The sequence below is a fragment of the Bacillus sp. SIMBA_031 genome (assembly GCF_046535225.1).
Taxonomy (GTDB): domain Bacteria; phylum Bacillota; class Bacilli; order Bacillales; family Bacillaceae; genus Bacillus; species Bacillus velezensis.
Genome location: NZ_JAWRXC010000002.1, coordinates 201,320 through 221,829 on the forward strand (window position 1 = coordinate 201,320; position 20,510 = coordinate 221,829).

The 20,510-nt window shown below is 40.1% G+C and carries 19 protein-coding genes and 2 pseudogenes; 4 read left to right on the top strand and 17 right to left on the bottom strand.

Going from position 1 to position 20,510, the window contains the following annotated elements; translation table 11 throughout:
• Nucleotides 1-10 precede the first annotated feature (10 nt).
• The 4 genes from SB724_RS07870 to SB724_RS07885 form a co-directional block, all read right to left on the bottom strand.
• Entirely contained in the window at nucleotides 11-847 is an 837-nt protein-coding gene (locus SB724_RS07870) for a polysaccharide deacetylase family protein (protein ID WP_265971235.1), read from the bottom strand.
• 274 nt (nucleotides 848-1,121) lie between these two features.
• Nucleotides 1,122-2,234, bottom strand: coding sequence for a WD40 repeat domain-containing protein (locus SB724_RS07875; protein ID WP_410570942.1), 1,113 nt, complete (start codon nucleotides 2,232-2,234; stop codon nucleotides 1,122-1,124).
• A complete protein-coding gene (locus tag SB724_RS07880; protein WP_265971233.1) occupies nucleotides 2,231-3,679 on the bottom strand; it encodes a HAMP domain-containing sensor histidine kinase in 1,449 nt (482 codons plus the stop codon). The genes SB724_RS07875 and SB724_RS07880 overlap by 4 nt, the downstream gene beginning before the upstream one ends.
• Nucleotides 3,680-3,682: 3 nt before the next feature.
• A complete protein-coding gene (locus SB724_RS07885; RefSeq protein WP_080130360.1) occupies nucleotides 3,683-4,387 on the bottom strand; it encodes a response regulator transcription factor in 705 nt (234 codons plus the stop codon).
• Between the two features lie 740 nt (nucleotides 4,388-5,127).
• On the opposite strand from SB724_RS07885, the gene SB724_RS07890 reads away from it, so the two are divergent.
• From SB724_RS07890 to SB724_RS07900, 3 genes and pseudogenes are all read left to right on the top strand, one after another.
• Nucleotides 5,128-5,610, top strand: coding sequence for a stress response protein YvgO (locus SB724_RS07890; RefSeq protein ID WP_265972402.1), 483 nt, complete (start codon nucleotides 5,128-5,130; stop codon nucleotides 5,608-5,610).
• A gap of 139 nt (nucleotides 5,611-5,749) precedes the next feature.
• Nucleotides 5,750-5,882 (top strand): annotated as a pseudogene (locus SB724_RS07895) (phage terminase large subunit); the annotation flags it as partial.
• A 313-nt stretch (nucleotides 5,883-6,195) separates the two neighbouring features.
• Nucleotides 6,196-7,083: an AraC family transcriptional regulator gene (locus SB724_RS07900; RefSeq protein ID WP_410570700.1), complete on the top strand. Its 888-nt coding sequence runs from the start codon at nucleotides 6,196-6,198 to the stop codon at nucleotides 7,081-7,083.
• Between the two features lie 196 nt (nucleotides 7,084-7,279).
• Here SB724_RS07900 and SB724_RS07905 read toward each other — a convergent pair.
• From SB724_RS07905 to SB724_RS07950, 10 genes and pseudogenes are all read right to left on the bottom strand, one after another.
• Nucleotides 7,280-7,918: pseudogene (locus SB724_RS07905) on the bottom strand (isocitrate/isopropylmalate family dehydrogenase); the annotation flags it as partial.
• Between the two features lie 259 nt (nucleotides 7,919-8,177).
• Nucleotides 8,178-8,714 carry an ATP-binding protein gene (locus tag SB724_RS07910; RefSeq protein ID WP_263612078.1) on the bottom strand — a complete coding sequence of 179 codons (537 nt, stop codon included), beginning with the start codon at nucleotides 8,712-8,714 and terminating at the stop codon, nucleotides 8,178-8,180.
• A gap of 164 nt (nucleotides 8,715-8,878) precedes the next feature.
• Nucleotides 8,879-9,097 (bottom strand): hypothetical protein, encoded by a 219-nt coding sequence (locus tag SB724_RS07915; protein WP_031378922.1) that lies wholly within the window; start codon nucleotides 9,095-9,097, stop codon nucleotides 8,879-8,881.
• Nucleotides 9,098-9,195: 98 nt separating this feature from the next.
• Complete coding sequence (gene tet / locus SB724_RS07920; protein ID WP_410570703.1) at nucleotides 9,196-10,572, bottom strand: Tet(L)/Tet(K)/Tet(45) family tetracycline efflux MFS transporter; 1,377 nt, start codon at nucleotides 10,570-10,572, stop codon at nucleotides 9,196-9,198.
• A gap of 33 nt (nucleotides 10,573-10,605) precedes the next feature.
• Nucleotides 10,606-10,668 carry a tetracycline resistance efflux system leader peptide gene (locus tag SB724_RS07925; protein WP_134816631.1) on the bottom strand — a complete coding sequence of 21 codons (63 nt, stop codon included), beginning with the start codon at nucleotides 10,666-10,668 and terminating at the stop codon, nucleotides 10,606-10,608.
• Nucleotides 10,669-10,780: 112 nt separating this feature from the next.
• Nucleotides 10,781-11,302, bottom strand: coding sequence for a streptothricin N-acetyltransferase SatA (gene satA / locus SB724_RS07930; RefSeq protein ID WP_029326061.1), 522 nt, complete (start codon nucleotides 11,300-11,302; stop codon nucleotides 10,781-10,783).
• 161 nt (nucleotides 11,303-11,463) lie between these two features.
• Complete coding sequence (locus SB724_RS07935) at nucleotides 11,464-11,964, bottom strand: DinB family protein (protein WP_265971226.1); 501 nt, start codon at nucleotides 11,962-11,964, stop codon at nucleotides 11,464-11,466.
• A 217-nt stretch (nucleotides 11,965-12,181) separates the two neighbouring features.
• Nucleotides 12,182-12,460: a DUF2651 family protein gene (locus tag SB724_RS07940; RefSeq protein WP_307773981.1), complete on the bottom strand. Its 279-nt coding sequence runs from the start codon at nucleotides 12,458-12,460 to the stop codon at nucleotides 12,182-12,184.
• A 231-nt stretch (nucleotides 12,461-12,691) separates the two neighbouring features.
• Entirely contained in the window at nucleotides 12,692-13,495 is an 804-nt protein-coding gene (locus SB724_RS07945) for an HAD-IIB family hydrolase (RefSeq protein WP_410570706.1), read from the bottom strand.
• Nucleotides 13,496-13,527: 32 nt separating this feature from the next.
• On the bottom strand, nucleotides 13,528-14,340 hold the full coding sequence (locus tag SB724_RS07950; RefSeq protein WP_410570708.1) for a Cof-type HAD-IIB family hydrolase: 813 nt from the start codon (nucleotides 14,338-14,340) through the stop codon (nucleotides 13,528-13,530).
• A gap of 235 nt (nucleotides 14,341-14,575) precedes the next feature.
• Here SB724_RS07950 and SB724_RS07955 point away from each other — a divergent pair, with 235 nt between their 5' ends.
• The gene (locus SB724_RS07955; RefSeq protein ID WP_410570710.1) at nucleotides 14,576-15,301 is read left to right on the top strand and encodes a MurR/RpiR family transcriptional regulator; all 726 of its coding nucleotides are present in this window, start codon (nucleotides 14,576-14,578) and stop codon (nucleotides 15,299-15,301) included.
• Between the two features lie 95 nt (nucleotides 15,302-15,396).
• On the opposite strand, the gene manA is transcribed toward SB724_RS07955, so the two are convergent.
• The 3 genes from manA to manR form a co-directional block, all read right to left on the bottom strand.
• Entirely contained in the window at nucleotides 15,397-16,344 is a 948-nt protein-coding gene (gene manA, locus SB724_RS07960; protein ID WP_410570712.1) for a mannose-6-phosphate isomerase, class I, read from the bottom strand.
• Nucleotides 16,345-16,358: 14 nt separating this feature from the next.
• Nucleotides 16,359-18,317 carry a fructose-specific PTS transporter subunit EIIC gene (locus SB724_RS07965; RefSeq protein WP_410570714.1) on the bottom strand — a complete coding sequence of 653 codons (1,959 nt, stop codon included), beginning with the start codon at nucleotides 18,315-18,317 and terminating at the stop codon, nucleotides 16,359-16,361.
• A 152-nt stretch (nucleotides 18,318-18,469) separates the two neighbouring features.
• Nucleotides 18,470-20,422 carry a mannose transport/utilization transcriptional regulator ManR gene (gene manR, locus SB724_RS07970; RefSeq protein ID WP_410570716.1) on the bottom strand — a complete coding sequence of 651 codons (1,953 nt, stop codon included), beginning with the start codon at nucleotides 20,420-20,422 and terminating at the stop codon, nucleotides 18,470-18,472.
• Nucleotides 20,423-20,510: the final 88 nt, after the last annotated feature.

The following is a 20,510-nucleotide window of genomic DNA, read 5'->3' on the forward strand; positions in this document are numbered from 1 at the left end:
CTTGCGAAATTCAGTTGAATCTGAATTGAACCGGTTTTATTGAATCATTAATTGCTTTCATTTCGTAGCCGTTATCTTTGAAATACTTTAATAATTCTTCCAAGTAAGCTGCGGTAGTTGGTTTTTCATGCATTAACACAACAAGAGGTTCTTTCCCTACTAGGTTATTTACTTGTTGGATTGTGTTCTTTACCATTTCTCCATGAGTGTACTTCCAGTCTTCTGAATCAACTGTCCAATCCCAGAGATCAAACCGGTCACGCTTCACTACCTCTCTAAATGGACCAGTAATGTAAGGTTTTGATCCGTAGGGTGCTCTTATCAAATGTGATTTAGTTTTGGTTGTTTCTTTGATAAAGTTAAGCGTATCGTTCATTTCCTTTTCAAAACTCTCAGGGGATTTATAGATTTCGGATACTTGATGCGTCACACCGTGAGACCCGACAGAGTGACCGTTTTTCACCATTTTTCTCACAATATCAGTATTTTGCTCGATGTTAGGCTTTAACATAAAGAACGTCCCTTTTGCATTGTATTTATCGAGCAAATCCATGATTTTCTCTGAAGCAGCTGGGTTTGGTCCATCATCAAATGTTAAATAGACAACCTTTCCGATTTCAGCTGATGTTTTTTGTCCTTCCTTTTTCTCTGCTGCATTTTTGTTCTTCTCTTTGTGTATCTCCTCAGAAGAGGCTTTCCTTTCTTTTAATGAATCTAGCTTAGGACCAGCCATGGCATTCCAGGAAAGGCATACTAAAGTTATACAAAGTATAAGAAATACACAAAAACCTACTCCTAATAATCGTTCCATTCGCAATTTATGTTTGCTTTTGGGTGAATTCGGCATTCTTCCAACTCCTCATTTGCAATAGTTTCTTTAACTAGTCACATAGACAAAACGTCAATGGACAAGCTTTGATAGAAATGAATCTTTTATTAATATAAATTGAGGGTATCGCAAAAGTTTGATCAACTTGTAAACAAAATGTCACAAAAAAAGATACTTACAAACTGCAATTTTTTTGCGTGCAGGAAATATAAAGGAATGTAATCCTTTGCAGATAATAAAAAAACCCGATTTCTTTAAACAGAAATCGGGTTTTTGAGACTCTACATCACAATTATTTAAAGGCTATGATATATGATGAGTTTTCCGAAGAGAAATACAGGTCTTTATCATTAATGAGCAGGTTTTTGCCATCAGGACTCCAATACATTTCTGACGGACTGGTACCGTGGTATATTGGTTCTGCATTCAGGATGTTTTTTCCTTGCAGTCTTCCTGCATAAGTGTTGTCTTTGCCATATAAAGAGTAGGCAATTCTTTTTCGATCATTTGACATTTTGAAAACATCCACATTTTCAAGCAGAACAGAGAGCTCACTGTTTCTTAAATCGTATTTGCACAACGTTCCTCCGGTACCTAAAAATAAAAATTGGTAATTGTTTAACCAAACAGGTTCGCCATAACTAGTTTGACGTTTGTTCTTAATCACGATCCCATCATTGGTTATGGTGCCTGTTATAATGCGTTTTTGTTGCCCATGTAACATTGTAAGCAGCAAATGACATCTGTCATCTGAAATTGATGCTGCAATAAGGGACTCTTTTTCATCTAAATCATTCAATGGATATGTTTTGAGAGTTCCAGAATCCGTATTATACACATTGACCGCGGCCTTTCCATTTTTCGCAGGATCAATGACAATATAACAAATATCTTTACCGTTATTTGACCATGAAATATCTTGTACATAGGCACCCTTGTTAGAAGAAAAGCTGGCTATTTTCTTTTTGTTTCTGTTCGTCAGTGACATTAGATTTAATGTGATCCTATCCGTTGAAATCGTTAATCCGACAGCGTTTTTCCCATCGGGAGACATTTTTATGTCAGCAGTGTTGCTTTCAATGGTTTGAAGAGTTTCAGGTTTTTCAAAGGGGAAAGAAAGGCGCTGAATAGGATGCGATGCTAAACGTTCAGTTGTGTCATTCCCTTTGAAATAACCAACCACAGTGTTTGACGCAGACCATCCAAGCAACTGGTCAACCTTGGGGAGACGATATATTTTCTTAACATGAAAGGAGCCGGACTTCTGAACCTCAGTCTGATTCTCTTCCTTGTTTGGAATGATAATGGTTTCAGATTGCTTTCTCACATTATAACTGGCCGCAAAAATGACGAAAATTAATATTAGCCCTGACCATATGATAAGTTGTTTGGTCTTCATGATTATTTCTCAACCTTCATATAAGCTAATTCGATACTTATAATTGTATTATTATTTTTATAGAACATCTTGATTGTTCCCCCATGCTCCTCTGCAATTGTTTTAACTATACTTAATCCCAAGCCTAGACTTCCCTCTTCCGCAGCCTTTCGGTTAATTGAATAAAAAGGCTCCATCACTTTTGTGTATTGGTTATCTTCATATGGATCACTTGGATTCTTGAATATGAAAAGAACCTGATCTCCAACAACTTTTGCCGTAATAGTGATTGCTGAATTCGATAAACTGTATTTGATCGCATTGTCCAGAAGGTTTATAAAAAGCTGGCGCAGTCTATTCATTTGACCATATACATAGAGGTCTTCTTCAATTTCAAACCTGATTTTCTTTTTATATCGCCCTGCCCGAAATTTCATAGATTCACATACATCTTTTAATATCGATCCTGCATCTATCCTATTAAATTGATCTTTAGATGTTTCTCGGGATACCTCAAGGAGTTTTATGACCAAATTGTGCAGCCGCCGGCTTTCTTCCACAATATGATTCATTCCTTTATTAAAAAACTTCTGATCTGATGCACCTTTTTGTTTTATGATTTCAGCATATCCCTGTATGGAAGTCAAAGGTGTTTTTAACTCATGGGTCATATTGTCAAAAAAACGTTTTTCCTGTTCGTTAAGTTTTCTTAACCTGTCCCTATCTTTTTCAATCGTTAAGATTTGATCTCTAATTTTGGTAACCATATCATTAAAATTAATCGTAAGCTGTCCAATTTCATCTTTTCTATGAAAGTGGATATCCACATCCAATTTTCCCTGTTTGACTTTTGAAGTAGCCCCTGTCAGCTTAACGATTGGAATCGTGATATGTCTCGAGAGGATATAAGAGAATAGAAACGCTGCAACAAATATAGCAAGGGCAATATAAAAAATAATATTTAAAATCTCTCCGCTTTGTTTGTAAAGCAAATTAAAATTTTTGGAAATGCGTAAAATGCCGACTTTTGTACCGTCAATGACAACTGGAAAAGAGAAAAACACTTCTGCTTTATTTTGGTCATGAGTGATATGGTAAGCATTCTTGCCGTTAATCGCTTTTTTAAGATCCTCATCAGCACCTTGTGAAAAAACGGTTTTATTAGAAGAAGACAATAAAGTGCCATTTACGGTATAAACACCTATATTGTTTCCTGTTGAATGAGTTAGACTTTCCACTATTTCATCGGCCATATCACCGAAGTAAAGTTCGTTGTTTTTATAATGATTGATTAAAAATGCCTGGTTGATATACACGATACTGTTTTTTTTCAAGTCTATTAAATCTGAGGTCACAATCTTTTCATTGCTTGACCAAATCACGCTTTTGACCGTTTGGTTGAGTACAAGGAAAGAAAGAGAGAAAATCAGAAAGAAACCAATAATGAATTTACCCTTAATGGTATGTAACACTCTCTATTCCTCCTGTTTCTCAAATTTATATCCGATACCAAACACTGTTTTAATCAATCCGCTTGCGTTCAGTTTCTTTCGGAGCCTTTGTATATGAGTGTCTACCGTACGTGTATCCCCGGCAAAGTCATACCCCCAGATGAATTCCAACAGCTCAGAACGTGTGAATATTTTCCGCGGATGGTCAATCAAGGTCTTAAGCAGATCAAATTCTTTAGGAGTCAAATCAACAATGTTCCCGTCTTTTTTTACTATTCTTTCATCTGGGATGATCACAATATTTTTAAACTGAATATGATTTTCGTTAGCCGTTTCTTGATTATTTACGAGGTCAGCTTGTTCAAGGCGCCTAAGTATCGTTCGAATTCTAGCGGTAACTTCGCGCAAATCAAAAGGCTTTGTAATATAATCATCAGCTCCAAATTCCAACCCAAGTACTTTATCAGTGATATCTGACTTTGCGGTGATCATAAGTATAGGGATATTATAGCGATGAGTCACTATTTTACAGATGTCCAATCCGCTGAAATCTGGCAGCATCCAATCGAGCAGCAGCAGATCGGGTTTGAATTGATCTATTTTTTTCATCCCTAAAGCCCCGGTGGCTGCGGCACACGTTTGAAAACCTTCTTGTGAAAGCCCGTATGAAAGGAGATCAGCTATTGCTTCATCATCTTCAATGATAAGTATTTTAGTGTCATGTAACATTTCATTCATTCCCTATTCATGGTTAGTTTAAATTTTAGTTTATTATAACACCCTTTGAAGAGAGTTCATTAATAACTTGGAATTATACAAGAATTGTCAATGTCATTTCCGATACTTGTAACCTGCCAGGCAAGTGCTGATTGTTTAAACGATGAAACAGTGGTAGATCTGTACAATGTAAAGAAAATAGATAAAAAAAGAAAAGGGGGAGGGCCAACGAGTGTGGAAAGGATGGAAGGAGAAAGATGATGATCAAGCTGATCTTGTTACTACATACACTATAGAAGAATTAGAGAAAACAAAAATGGTCAATGATAAAGATCTATGAGGAAGGCAATTAGCGATGCAAAACCAAAACAATTTTAATTTTAAATCACTGAAAATGAATCTTTTTGACCGCATTGAAAACAATTGTGATATCTTCTTACAAAGTATTCTGGAAAAGTGAAATTTATACTATTCAATCTATCAAATAAGACCCGATTGATTTATATGACCTATCTATCTGACCCGTTTTATAATTTCTTTCCCTTCCAGTTATATGATTTCTGACCGAACAGAAAATACTCATTTTTCATCATTATTCCAAACGAGAAACTTTATATACTTTTGTTCAAGGAAAGGGGGGGCATAAAGCAGGAAACGAGAAATAAGTTGTCTGTTGTCGGCCTATGGATCTCTAAAAATCTCAAGGAGGAATTGAATTGAATAAAAAGATAATCACATCCGTCACCGCTCTGATGCTCGCTGCTTCCAGTCTGCCTGCTTTTGCCCACGCTAAAGAAAAAGAGGCTGAACCCACTGTTACATCAACACCGGCCGTTAAACAAACAATGAACCTTAATCAGCCTAAGGCCGGAACTGGCATACCTGGTGTTAATTTCAATGTGAATCTTGACGTCCTCGGCATAGCAAATGCAATCCAAGGTGCTGTTGTGCAGAACGCAAACCGACCGGGTTTTGTCAAAAACATGATGGAATCTACTTTTTACTCTGCGGGACAGAAATATAATGTCATGGTATTTAATTTGGCCCAGAATTACGAAGATCACTTCAGAGGCGTCAAATTCTATGGATCTGCCGTTCTTAATGGAGTGGTATACGGGATCTGGGTGTTTGAAGATGGGGAATTCACCAACCAAGGAGATGGCGGCTGGGATAACTGGGCGTTCAGAGGCTGGTTTGACAGAGATGGCAAACATGTCACATTTTATAAACCGTAAAAAGTCAAAAAGGTGTGCAGCTGATAAAGTTGCACACCTTTTTGATGTTTTGCTGAAAGTAAATTTATGTGCCGATCAGTCAAATAAAGTTCCTTATCAACAAGTAAGATTTATATGTAGTCTAATCTGTACGTCTTTTGAAGTAAAGTATGAGGCATTCAAGGAGCTGTTAGGACGTCTTCGTTACTCAACGTTGTCGCTTCACATTTTCAACAAATCCAGTCGGAGAGGACAATTGGACTTTTAAACATTTCTTTAAGGATGATAAGGAGCTCTATAAGCATATTGGGTGTTGCTGCCTCTATCCTAGCTTTAGGTATCGCCTGCCTTGATTTATTTTTTCATTTGATCAGATACTTTGAAAATGACAAGCTGCCTTCTTGTTGGTGCACGGATATCTTTGATCTTTTCATGCATTGGATTTACCGCTTCAATGAAACCCAAGCAGTTATTAGGTGGTTTTCTGTACAAATACAGGTGAATAACTTAATTTATTACATATAAGTTATCCTGCAAAACTGTGCACGAAATGTCGGATAGATACATTTCGCTCCTGTTATTCTTTTGGTAAAGGAGGTCAAATAAATGGATTCGCTTAAAAGGATGAACAGCGCATTAACGTATATCGAAGAAAACCTCACGAACGATATTGATTTCAAAGAAGCATCAAGGCTTGCTTTCTGCTCTGAATATCATTTTAAAAGGATGTTTTCCTTCCTTACAGGTATTTCATTATCGGAATATATTCGCCGCAGACGTCTTACTCTTGCAGCTTTTGAACTTAAAGACAGCCGCGTAAAGGTGATTAATCTTGCAATAAAATACGGGTATCACTCACCAGATTCTTTTGCACGAGCATTTCAAAATCTGCATGGCATAAGACCATCAGAAGCTAGACATAATGGCCATTCACTTAAAGCTTATCCGCGAATGACATTCCAGTTATCAATCAAAGGAGGAAATGAAATGAACTATCGCATTGAAGAAAAAGAGGCATTTCGCATCGTCGGCATTAAAAAAAGAGTCCCTATTTTGTTCAAAGGCGTGAATCCTGACATTGCATCGATGTGGGAAAGTTTAGATGAAGCAGCAATCAATCAACTTAAAGAGCTTTCTAATGTAGCGCCTGTAGGACTCATTAGTGCATCCACGAACTTTTCTGAAGGCCGGACAGAGGAAAACGGAGAGCTTGATCACTATATTGGCGCAGCCACAACGAAACATTGCCCAAATCACCTATCACAGCTTGAAGTCTCTGCCTCAACATGGGCTGTATTCGAAGCAGCCGGATCATTTCCGGATGCACTGCAGGAAGTATGGGGGCGGATTTATTCCGAATGGTTTCCATCGTCACATTATGAACAAATTGAAGGCCCAGAAATCCTGTGGAATGAGCATAAAGATGTAACATCGCCATCTTTTAAAAGTGAAATTTGGATACCCATTTCAAAAAAGCAATATATCTTACAATGAAATTAGACGAATTGAAGGTTTTAAGGAAGGGGTCTCATCCCTTCCTCTTTAAGTTACTAACCCGATCTGCAGCATTATTGATACCACTAATCTACGAATTGAGTTTTTTAATGAGCAGAGCCGTTCTTACTGAAAATCTAAATTGAGGTGTCCTATTGCGTTTTGATGATCTGCTTCTCACCTCTTATTTTCCGCCTTAACGTCCGATCCTTTCTGCAATTGCTTCTGCAAAGTCGGACGTTGATGATTGACCGCCAAGATCTCCTGTTTTAATTCCTGCCTTCACGGTTTCCCGAAGTGAGTTTTCTATTAATTCCGCTGCTTCTTTCAGTTTTTTATCACGATACTGTGTACTGAGCATTCAAACAACATAGCAATTGAAAGTATAATACGATAGGATTCGCAATATTTTCCCTGCAATGTCAGGTGCTGAACCGTGAGCAGCCTGGGCCATTGCCTGCTTTCCCATTTGTATTAATTGACAGTGCAAGCCCCAAGCTGCCGACGAACTAAATGTACCGTCATTGCATCAATATGATAATCATCCACTTCAGGGTATTGTTCCGGCATTTCTCGGCACGTATTCAAAAAGAGTCCCGAGCCATGTAACCTTCTTACGGCGTTCCATCGCACTTTGAAAGGCTGCATGCGCAATACGTGTAATCGCCTTTTTAGTGAAAACTCCAGTCAATACAGCCACTTCCGGGGTTACCTGCCATTCCCCTAAACCGATATACATATTTCGGCCAGCGTAAAAGCCTTCCGTATTTTCACGGTAAATGACCAAATTAGCTTTCCCTGCAATACTTTTCATTCCAGGTATTGTCTTTGCCGGCGGCAATGGCTTTTCACTCAATGGTAACCAGCTTAAACCTGGACAGGTTTCAGGGTGTATCTACTCATTGGAGTTCCGTTTCTTGCAACTTAACCAAAAACTTCCTTACAAAGAACAAATCACTTCTCTATTGTGGGATGCTGCCGAAAATAAATGACTTCACAACAGAGAAACTGAAAGCGGTATAAAAAAACAGCTCCGTTAAAATGGCCGGAACCGTCTTTGACTTTTGGATTTTGCAGTTATCTCCATCGTTAGTTTAATTAGAATTCAGATAATCCAAGACACGATCAACTCTTTCATTGACTGAGTAATCTCCTTCAATTTTTAACAATGGACAAGATAAATCTGCCATCCAATGTTCGTGTAAAGCTTTGCTTCTAACTTCCATTCCGGCATTATCATATAAAGAAGCCCACTCTAAAAATGTTTTTGATTGTTCATATTTACTGCCGCCGTCTAACACTTCGTTTCCATAACGGTGAAATTCCCTATGCCTTAATCTCTCAAGCCGTATATCCTGCGGAATCCATAAGAAGATGACAAGGTCAAAATAACTTTTTAGATCATCGCCCCAGCCGCACACTGCGCCAGAAAGAATCCATTTCTCATTTATTGTCAAGTCTTTTTCAAGCAACTTTCTTCTTTCAGGAATTTCTCTTTTCTTAGTGAATTTATCTGTCCAATAGTAATCATCAGTATCAAGATGCGTATGAGGCAAATGCTTTGATAATGCAACTCCCAATGTTGAAGTTCCGACTCCGGAGGCTCCCAGTATGTGAATCTTATTTTTCATAGTTCCCTCTCCTTATGAAGCAACGAAACTCCCTGTCCGCTGCACAAGGTTCTTACTATTGTTTTAACATAAATCCCCAAAAACCTTTACTTTGTCAGGGGAATCCAAATGCGTGTTAAAACCATACTGCTTACGAACTTCATGGTCATTTTCAAACAGAATGACTAACTTTCTCTCCGGCCTATTTTAATATCCTCATACACTTTCTCAAAAGTCTCGATTGGCAGTGAAAACTTGGTTGTTTTCTCGTTACGATAATTGATCATGATCTCAATTTGATTATTTTTTTGTTCAAACTCAATAAGTGCATTCTCCCATTTATCTCTGATTGAAATGATACAATTTCCATTTTTCTTTTCCTTTTTCTTATAAATGTAATTCACTTTAACTCCCCTTTCATTGATCGACAAAAGGTTTCGGAATAAGGAAGCTCCTCAAAAAAAGGATCAAAACTTTTATCAAGTTTGATCCTTTTCCCTTTTTAGTCATTTCTTTGCGAACGTTTATAGACATTCACGGTTACCAGCCAGCTCATAACGATGATTCCTGCAAAAAGAATGAGCATATTACTGTACAAATAAGCGGAATGATCAGCGTTAACAGGCAGCAGCCTTTGATCCAGCAAGCGGACCGATAATAAACCGCCTGCAATCGAAATACCCGTCCCCTCTGATAAAAAGCTTGTAAAATTAAGCAGACTCATTCCGGCGCCGGCTTCCTTTTGTTTCAAACTGCCAGACACAATTGTAGATATAACCGTTTTTGTGAAGGAGAGCCCCCCAAAAACAAAAACGATTATAACGGTCATGAGCCAAGGTGTCGCATCTATGAAAAAGGCAGCGATTAAAAAACTGGAAGACACCAATGCAATCCCAATGGTCAGCACATATAAAGAACCTTTCCGATCAACAAGCCATCCTCCAATGTAACCGAAGATGATGACGCTCATCGTCCCGGGGAACATAATCCCGCTTCCAATTGCCGCAGTACTTAAATGGTGAACATCTTTCATCATATAAGGAACCATAGACACAAATCCTGCAGCAGTGCCAAATATCAGGCCTCCGCAAAGGACGCCCATCATAAACAAGACATTTTTCCCCAGTGCAGGGTCAACAAAGGGATTTTGAGTTTTCCTAATATGTTTCACAAATATCAGGAAAGCCAGAATACTGATGATCAGAAAAGATAGTCTATATGACGTTGTAAACAGCAGAAAAAATACGATGCCTGCAGACATTAATATAATCCCCGTCATATCAAAGCGCCCGCTGATTCTTTCTTCCTTTTCCAGCAGTTTCATCAGGAATGGAACGGTGATAACTGTTGCTGTCGGAATAAGCAGCAAATATGACCAGTGAATATAATGAGCGATCATTCCGCCAATAGCTGGTCCGGCACCTTCCCCCATTGCCACCAGCGACCCGATCAGACCAATTGCTTTACCCCTGTTTTCTTTCGGAATATAGCGTACTACTGCAACCATCACAAGAGCCGGGAATGCGGCTGCACCAGCCCCTTGAATAAATCGGGCCAGAATGAGTACAGGAAAGAAAGAGTGTCCGACAAATCCAATGATCGATCCGAAGCCATTTACCATAATTCCAAATAGGAGCAGCTTTTTGATGCCCAGTTGATCTGATAACTTCCCATACAGAGCAGTTCCGATGGAAAAGGTTAACATAAAGGCCGTGTTCACCCAGTTTGCACTCGCCGGCAGTTTATGAAAATCGTTGGCGATATCAGGTAATGAGACGTTCAAAACCATTTCATTTAATACGCTGAAAAATGACAAAACACAAAGCCAAATGAACACTTGGTTGTGCCGTAAAGCTGACTGTGAATAAGGCGTATTCACAATTTTCCCTCCATTAATGAGGGCAGACGCAGTTTATAGGGCCATTGATACGCTTCCCTCTTTTAATTGTACCCTGTTCATTTTTTTGCACTTCATCCATAACTCCCCCTGCATTGATTGATATACCTTATTATAAATCTTCAAACCGATGTTTTGAATACTTTGCGACCACACCCGCTAAATGACGAAACATCAAATACTGTTATCTTTAAAATTTACAGTACCAAAAAACCGCAATTTCATTTGCTGTTGAAAAATTGGAATAAAGCATTGTATCGACCGCTCCTATGACAAAGTTATTTTTGGCATAAAAATGACAAGCTGAAACATTAATATCTTGTGTTTCAAGCATAAGACCGCATAAATGATTCTCCTTTGCCCACTCAATCGCTTTATGTAATAAAGCCGTCCCGACACCATTTTTTCTATAATCTTTTGCAACGGCAATGTCTTCAATCAGTGCGTATCCATTCCAATTAGAACGAAGCTTACTCCGGCCGACACAGTCGTTCTCTGCGTAATAAAAAAAGACAGCTTTATCCTCTTCTTCAATATAACTGACATCAATGTCTTCATCGTCATATTTTTTGACATAAGGTTCAGCAAATTTCTCCTCTGTATATGTCCAAACATTGTCCTCAAATGAAGGGATGATTCTCCCTGAAACAACGAAAGGTTCGTTTGGTTTATTGAAGTCTTTCATATTGAATCGCGTCATTTTAGTTATCATCATAATCACCTTTCTGCATTTATTGACCTTAATTTACATCTTTTGAACTCTTGATTCGTCTGCATGTCATGGATACCGGTTTAATCACTCTAAGACTAAAACAAAAAAGATACCAACATCGATTGGTATCATCTATTCATTCGAGCCCTTACAACAACATTCTATTTCGGAGCTTCCAAACCGAATGTTGCCCATTCCTCTTTTGCCGGACCATAAATACCCGGAACAGGTAAACCTGCTTGTCTCATAAGGACAGTCATTTGTCCTCGATGATGGTTTTGATGTTGAATTAAAAACATCAAAAGTGAACCATTCGGCAATTGCTGACCAATAAAGTTGACACATTCTTGAAGTGTATCGTCAGTCCATTGCGTTTTTAACGCCTGTACAAATGCATTACTGGCTTGATGATAACTCTCAGCAATAAACCGCGCCGATGCAGGAACAGGATAATCTTCAGCCGGAGCGTGAAATGTTAAATCTGTGTTTGAGGTAATGATGTGAATGGCAGCGACAGTATGCCATGCAATACGGCCTAAAGTCCAATGTTGTGAAGTGATTTCTTGTTTAAGTGATTCATCAGTCAGATGATTCAGCAGTTTCTGTGTCGCATCGGCTTCGAACTCCCAAGATTTCAAAAAATGGTCTAAGGTTTGAAACATAAAAATCCTCCTTATCCTTTCTTGTTTTTCTATGTATCTACAGTTCAATTATAGTGCTCCGCTTAGTTAAAAAAGAACAAAACGATAGACAGACATTTTTAACAGAAAGCCCGATCTGACAACAACAGACAAAAAATAAGAACATAACGGATAACTCTATCCTTCTTTTTCTTCAATCGACAAAAAAAAGATAGCTGTTCAAACAGGATTCTTCTGTCTAATATTTTCGCTTTGCAAAAGTCCATATCGTCTTAGTGATTGAACCGGAGACAAAACAGCTCCCCGTCATCATAGCCACCCATATGAAAAATGTCGGCTCGGCACCTATTACAATAAACATGAATATCAAGGACAAAATGAAGACAATAACAACCATCATCCATACTTTTTTAAAGATGAAATACCCTAATATCCCTAACAGAAAAGAAGCTGCCGGAAGAAAAATAAGAATGATATACGCGGGACTCAACAGCGGGCTAATACAAACACCTCCCAATTTATTTAAAAACGAGGAAGTTCCTGCTTTTTGTCTGATATGAAGTGATTTTTTTCATCTTGATATTATGCCGTTTCATTCATTTTATACATATTATACCAATACCATCGAGTCAAATATAGATATTTATTCATTTTTAACATATTTTAGGTAAATCAGGATTGAATTAAAGTCTGAGGATAGCCCGCTTTTTCTTTCCCTAGTAAGTCCTGCCGCATTGGCTTTAGCCCATCATTGTTTTTGCAGCGCTAATATTCTCATAATCGTGTGCATGACGTTGCTTTCCTCATTTGATTTGATGACAAAGTGCGCCGCATCTTTTATTTCGTCAATGGCATTCTTAACCGCAAAGCTGTAGGATGCCGCTTCCATCAATTCTTTGTCATTGCGGCCGTCACCGAACGCCATTGTTTCATCAGCCGAAACCCCTATTAATCGCTGCAGTTCTTGTACTGTTGTTCCTTTATGTATTCCGATATTTGATATGTCCATCCAGGTATCCTCTGATGCTACGATATATAATTGGTGAAAAAATTCATGCAGCTTTTCTCTCGTTTCCGGACAGTTGGCGTCGGGATCATGAACCGTAATCTTGATAAAATCGTCTTTTATCTCAGTAAAATCAGTTATTTTCGTTACATGTGCATAAGAGGCATTTACATATATCATCTCACTTTCAGACAGATTTTCTTTTACGATCGCGCCTTTTTTTGTGCATGCGATAATGCTATGCCCGCAGCTGATTTTTTCTAAAGCGCCTATAATTGACAGTCCCGCTTCATTGCTGATCAAAGATTCATATACGAACTTGCCGTTCTTTTTTATACGTGTGGCACTGTCTCCTAAAATCCAAAAATCTTTCGCATCTTCTCCGAATAAAGCTTCCACCCTTTCACACTGCTTCCCGGTGCAGATGGCGAAAGCGACATGCTGTTCCTCCATTACTCGTTTTGTCTTTTCAAATAACGTTCTGTCAAAATCGCCTTGATTATTTAAAAATGTACCGTCTAAATCAGTAATCACTAATTTAATCATCGTTCAGCACCTCCGCAGTTAAAATGTCTATTTCAGACAAAGGGTTTTTCACATTTGAGAATGGAATCAATCGCATTTAAGACCCCTTCTTCATTGTTTGATTGCGTGATATGCGCGGCAGCCTGTTTAATGCTTTCCTGCGCATTATCCATAGCGACTCCGTATTTCACGGCAGACACCATCTCCAAATCATTGCCGCTGTCTCCGAAGGCCGCGCATTCTTCATCATTTATCCCCCATTGTTTCTGGAGAAGCTTAATCCCGCTTGCTTTATGAAGCCCCGGTATGATCAGATCTATGTCACCGTGCCCGCTTGATACAGGCGTGACGAAAGACCCGATGGCGTCTTTTAAATGCCTCAGAAGTGCGGAACAATGTTCGGCGGGAAAGCTGATGGAAAATTTTAAAATGTCATCATCGATGTTTTCAAAATGCGGCACCCTTTTTAACACATAATAATACTTACTGGCATGCAGATATTCATCTTCACTGGCATTTTCATGAATATACGCGCTTTTTTTTCCGCAGACAATGACGTTTTTCACCTCATACTGCTCTAAAGCACGGATCACTGCTTTTATAGTGTCTTCAGACATGTTACCCGCGAATAATTCTTCTCCGGCATTCACGACGAAAGCGCCATTCTCGGCAACGAAAGCGATTTCACTTTCGATCTCCGAAAAAAAGGATGTAAGCTGCGCATACTGGTTTCCGCTTGCTACGGCAAATTTAATTCCCCGCGCTTTTAATTCACGATACTGATTCATAAAACGCTCTTTGTTATATGCCATTTCATCATTCAAAAACGTTCCGTCCATATCAACCGCTATCAGTTTGATACTCATATTGTCCTCCTTTTTTCGGCCGCTTTTGTCAGCGGCCCTTGAAGAGATCATACATAAAGCGTATGAACGAATTATATCCGCAGTTGTTTTGACCGTAAATCGTTGGCTGACGTCTTGTTTTGAATGACACAAAAAGTGATTTGTCACATGAAAATAACACTATGTTTCTTTTAAAAATGATATGTTACGATGAGATGTACATTCACCATTCTCATAAAAAGGAGAATCCCCCTGCATGTTCACACACAAAATGATTGCTTCATTTAACGAGCTTGAAACTTCTTTATACAACTACATCTCCCAAAACAGCGAGAAAGTCGTCTATATGCGCATCCGTGAATTGGCAAATGAAACCCATGTATCTACGGCTTCTATTTTACGTTTCTGCAAAAAAATAAACTGTGAAGGGTTTTCAGAGTTTAAGGTGAAGCTGAAAATGTATGCGGAGGCAAATAAAAAAACGATTTTAAAGAGTCCCCATCATTCCGTTGCCGAGTTTTTTGAAAGAACAGTAAGCGGAGGCATGGAAGAAAAGCTGAAGGAAGCAGCTGCCCTTGCGGCCGATGCAGAAAGCGTCATTTTTATCGGAGTGGGAAGTTCAGGAATTCTCGCCGAATACGGAGCCAGATATTTTTCGTGCTTAGGGAAACTTTCAATGTATATTAAAGATCCTTACTTTCCGGCCCATTCCCATTTCCGCCATAACAGCATCACGATCGCATTATCGGTTTCAGGTGAAGGAGATTCTACGGTGACTCATCTGAATCAGCTGAAACAAGAAGGAAGCCGGGTCATCAGTATTACAAATCATAAACATTCAACCATTGCCAAAATGTCCGATGTGAATATTTCATATTACGTGACGGAAGAATGGGTTGAAAATGCGAATATCACCACCCAAATCCCCGCTATGTACATACTTGAATCGATGGCTCGGGAGATATACAAATTGAGAGAATAAATTCAGGAACGAAAACACTGATACGCTGGAAATTTCGGTATTTTTGCAAAAGTGATGAGGAACCCTTCTCTGATGCTAGAGAAGGGTTTTGAGGATCACAGATGAGACACAATACAATTTGCATGGCCTGCCAGTTTATATTCTCCCAAACCGGAAGGCAGGAGAATATGATCTCCTTTTCTAAAGGGATATTCATGCCCGCCTGCAATCATTATTCCGTCTCCTTCGATCACGCTGACAAGAAGGAAGGGATGATGCTGGAATAGATTTGCTTCACCTTTTACAACCCACTTTTCGACTGAAAAATAAGGACATTCTATTAAAACAGCTGCCAGCAGATCATCTGTTTGTTTATAGTGAACGGTCGGCCGTTCACGGACAGATGGAATGTCTATCACGTCTATACTTTTTTCCAGATGGAGCTCGCGCAACCTGCCGTCCGCATCTTTTCTTCCGTAATCATACAATCTGTAAGTCGTATCTGAATTTTGCTGCGTCTCTAAAATAAGTGTGCCCTTTCCAATCGCGTGAACGGTGCCGCTTGGAACATAGAAGAAATCTCCCGGCTTTACCTTAACTCTGTTCAAGAGCCCGTCCCATTCTCCGCGCTCAATCATGGATATCAGTTCTTCTTTTGTTGTTGCGTTGTGGCCGAAAATGATCTCCGCATCTTTTGCACAATCAATGATATACCAGCATTCGGTTTTTCCAAGTTCTCCGTTTTCATGCATTTTGGCAAAGTCATCATTCGGATGCACCTGGACGGAAAGGTCTTGGTCCGCGTCCAAAATTTTTGTAAGAAGAGGAAAACGGTTTCCTTCAAGGTTTCTGAATAAATCTCTGTGATGCTCCCACAATTCACCGAGCGTACATCCTTTATACATGCCGTTTCGAACTGTGCTCTGTCCATTTTGATGAGCGGCGAAGGCCCAGCACTCCCCTGTCCGCTCGGACGGAATATTATAGTGAAAATCACGCAGGGCGGCGCCTCCCCAAATTCTTTCTTTGAAAACCGGATTGAAAAATATCGGTTCAGTAGACATGATCATCCCCCGCTTTATTCGATTTCTTCCAGAAGCTCATACGCCTCTTCTTTTGTCTGAACGGCGAGCAGCCTTTCCCGATAGCTGTCATCCATCAGTTTTCGGGATAACATCTGCAATATTTTCAGATGCTGATTTCCGCCGCTTTCCTTAGGTACGGCAATCATAAAAATCAGTTTTGCATCAGAACCATCAAGGCTGTTCCAGTCAACACCCGAACGTCTTATTCCGAATGCGACACCCGGCTTTTTGACGGCTTCAGACTTTCCGTGCGGAATGGCGATATTCATACCTATCGCCGTGGTTCCCTGCTGTTCCCGACTCAAAATGGCCTGCTTAAATCCGCTGTCAGACAGCAGCATACCTTTACGGGACATTTTCTCGATCATTTCATCGATAATGTCATCCCTCGTTTCGCCGGATAAATGCGGTTCAATCAAGTCCGTACTGATAATGTCAGTCAGTTTTTTGATTTCGGTCATCCCGGCTTTTCGGCTGTCAGCCTGAGATGGTTCCTTTGTTTCTTTTGCCGCTGCAGCTTCATTTGGTGCAGCAGACGGCAGCACCTCGCCGGGCGCGGGGGATTTCGCCATATCTTTCTTCAGTACATTAACCAACAGAGCGGTGACAAGAGAGCCTGCTGTTACAGCGATAAAAAACATCAATACATGATCTACTGCTCCAAGTACAGCAACGATGGGGCCGCCGTGTGCCACTCTGTCCCCCACATGGCCGATCATCGCTATCACCGAGCCGGTCATAGAACCCGCCATAATACTCGGGATCACTCGAAGGGGGTCTTGGGCCGCAAATGGAATAGCTCCTTCCGTGATACCGAAAAGGCCCATCGTAAATGAAGCTTTTCCCATTTCTCTTTCTGCGGCGGCGAATTTTCTTTTTCCTAAAAACGTTGCAATCCCAAGCCCTATCGGCGGTATACAAATGGAAACGGCAATCGGGCCCATAATTTCATAATTTCCTTCTCCGATCATTGCCGATCCGAAAAGAAAGGCCACCTTGTTTACGGGTCCTCCCATATCAAAGGAGATCATCGCTCCTAAAATCAATGCCAGAAGAATTGAGCTCGAACCTTTCATTCCCGCAAGCCAAACCGTTAATGATGCGAAAATATGAGCGACGGGGGCGCCGATCAGAAATACAAACGCCAAACCGACGATCAGTGAGGCAAACACCGGAATAATAATGATCGGCATAATCGGCTGTATTGCTTTAGGAACTTTACATTTTTTGATTCCAAGCGCCGCGTATCCCGCCAAAAATCCCGCAATGATTCCTCCGAGGAATCCTGCGCCGCTTGCACTGTCGTAAAAGCTGCCGGATGCCGCAATATATCCGCCGATCATTCCGGGGACAAGACCCGGCTTATCAGCGATGCTGAACGCGATGTACCCGGCTAAAATCGGGATCATGAATGAAAAAGAAGCACTGCCGATCTGTTCAATCGTTTTCCAAAAAGACTCGTCCGGAATGACTAAGCCCTTTGGTGTTTTTTCTCCTCCAAGCGTCAATGCAACCGCTATCAATAATCCGCCGACAACAATGAAAGGAACCATAAAAGAAACGCCGTTCATTAAATGACGGTAAATCGGGTTTTGTTTTTTGCCCTGCTGACTTGCGGATTCAGCTTTTGAAGCAGATTGATAGACCGGCACTTCACCGCTAAGCGCTTTTTGAATTAATTCTTCCGGTTTGCGGATGCCTTCCTGAACCCCGACAGCCAGCAGCTTTTTTCCCGCGAATCGGTCTTTGTTCACCGAACGGTCCGCCGCGATAATGATTGCGTCTGCTTCCCGGATTTCCTCTTCGGTCAGCCTATTTTCCACCCCGATTCCGCCCTGGGTTTCCACTTTGATCTCAACGCCTAATCTGCCGGCTGCTTTTTGTAAATTTTCAGCAGCCATATACGTATGGGCAATGCCGTTCGGACATGATGTAATCGCTAACAGTTTCATATAAATCCTCCTTTGCAGTCTGAATTTCAAGATCTTGTCTCAACTTTATACTGAAATCAGCCTGTGATAAGCGCGTTTTTTTACCATAAGTTCCGGAAATAACGGCATTTTTCCCTATAAACAGAAAAAAAGCAGGGAGCCATTCCCTGCTTTTAATAGTTTAAATACGATAAAAACGTCATTACATTTTTTTCTTCCGTCAGTTTTTGAATAAGTGCCGGCTGCTCGCTAAGATAGGAAAGCTCACTGAATAATTGCTTTACCTTGTTTTGATCTTCGTGTTTGACGGCAAGCATAAAAACGAGCGACACCTTTTCCGTCCCCCACTCAATCGGCTCTTTTAAGGTGGCGATTGCAATGGCTGATTGTTTGATATATTTAGAGTTCGCGTGAGGGATGGCAATACCCGCCCCGATATTTGTCGCCGACATTTTTTCTCTCATTACTGCATGAATGCCATACTCTTTTTCTACATAGCCTTTTTCATATAAAGCCTGCGCCAGCTTTTCAATGACCTGATAACGGTGCTCTGTCTCTTGCTGTAAAAAAACGAGAAACGGAGTCGTGTCGTTCAGCATTTTAAACGTTTTTTGCTCCCGGCGGTGTGATGTATCAAGCTGTTGCATAAATGCGCTGAGCTTCTTTTCATCAGCAGACTCCAAAAGCGGTGATACGACAATATGAGGGATCGTTACATTTCCAAGCCCTATCGTAGAAATGACGAAATCTATATCTTTATGCTTTTTGATATACTCTGTCAGCTCCGCTTTTGCGATACAGTCTTTTACCGTAATGTGATGAAATTTGCGTTCAATTTTAGTCCGCAGCAATTGCGACATGCCAATGCCCATATGGCAGACGATGATCGTCCTTTTAGGGTTATGACTGCTTCGGCGCAGCCGTTCGATCGCTGCCTGAAAATGCAGCGTCAAATATGCCGCCTCTTCTTCAGGAATACAAAGATCAAATGTTTGATTGATGTCTTCTAAAACGTCAATGATAAGATGAAACAAATAAGGGTACATTTTTTTGATGTCGTGAAGCATGGGGTTTGAAACAGAGAGATCATAGCTCAGCCGCTTCAACACCGGATCGAGATGAATGTTCAATCCGTTGATCAGTTCCTGGTCTTTATGAAAATCCAGCATTTGCAGTTCTGAAACACAGTTGATCAAATGCCTGACGACTTTGGAAAACTCAGAATCTTCAAGATCAAGCTTCTTTTCTTGCTGCGATGGATAGCGGACTTTCCCGCCTATTATATGTAAAGTTAAATAGACGGCTTCTTCCTCAGGAAACCGTATGGCAAATACCGGCTCAAGCCGTTTTAAACAAGCCAGTGTCCATTCATATTCTTTCTTCTTTTTTACCGCGTCCAGCTGTCTTGCAGAAATGGCGACCGGCTGTTTCATTTTGATACGGCGGATCGTCAGCAATGTATGCAGCAGCAAACTTTCAAATGTTTCATCCGTAAAATAGATAGAATGGTTTTTTTGTAATAACTTGATTTCTTTTCTCACAAAGTCCGCTTCATGACTTAAAAACTTACTTTTTATAAATTGGCTTGTAAATTCCGCATTATCAATCAAATCTGAAATTCGCGCCAATGCTTTTCTTTTGTTTTTTTCGTCCCCTTCAATCTTTAAACCGAGCCGCTGTTTAGATACCAGCGTGAGATCAAATCGCTTCAGCCACTCTTCAACCGCACTTACATCCTTTTTAATCGAAGCTCTGTTTACAAAATGCTGTGCGGCAATTTCTTTTGCGGAAACGGGCTTTGAATTCATTAATAAATCATAAGCGATGTGAAGTATTCTTTCTTCATCGGTCTTGTGCCTGCATGTAAAGTGCTCATTATAAATTTGCCGGCTTAATCGTGACCTTTCCTGTTCAGATATATGTAAATAGACGCCTAATCCCGGTTTGCGGATCAGCTGAGCTTGAGCATGTTCATTCAGGAAATCTTCAATCGTTTTCAAATCATTCCTGATCGTTTTTTCAGAACAGCGGACCCTGTCTGCAAAATCTTGCACAACTAAGTAGTCATCAGGTTCAGATAACAACAGATACAAAATCTTTTTCTGCCTTGAATTCATGTATTTCATCTGTTTTTCTATCCTTCCTGTTCGTTTCTGCTGGAGCAATTGTGATAGGTTAAATATACTGCGCATACGAAACCGTTTTCATTTTATA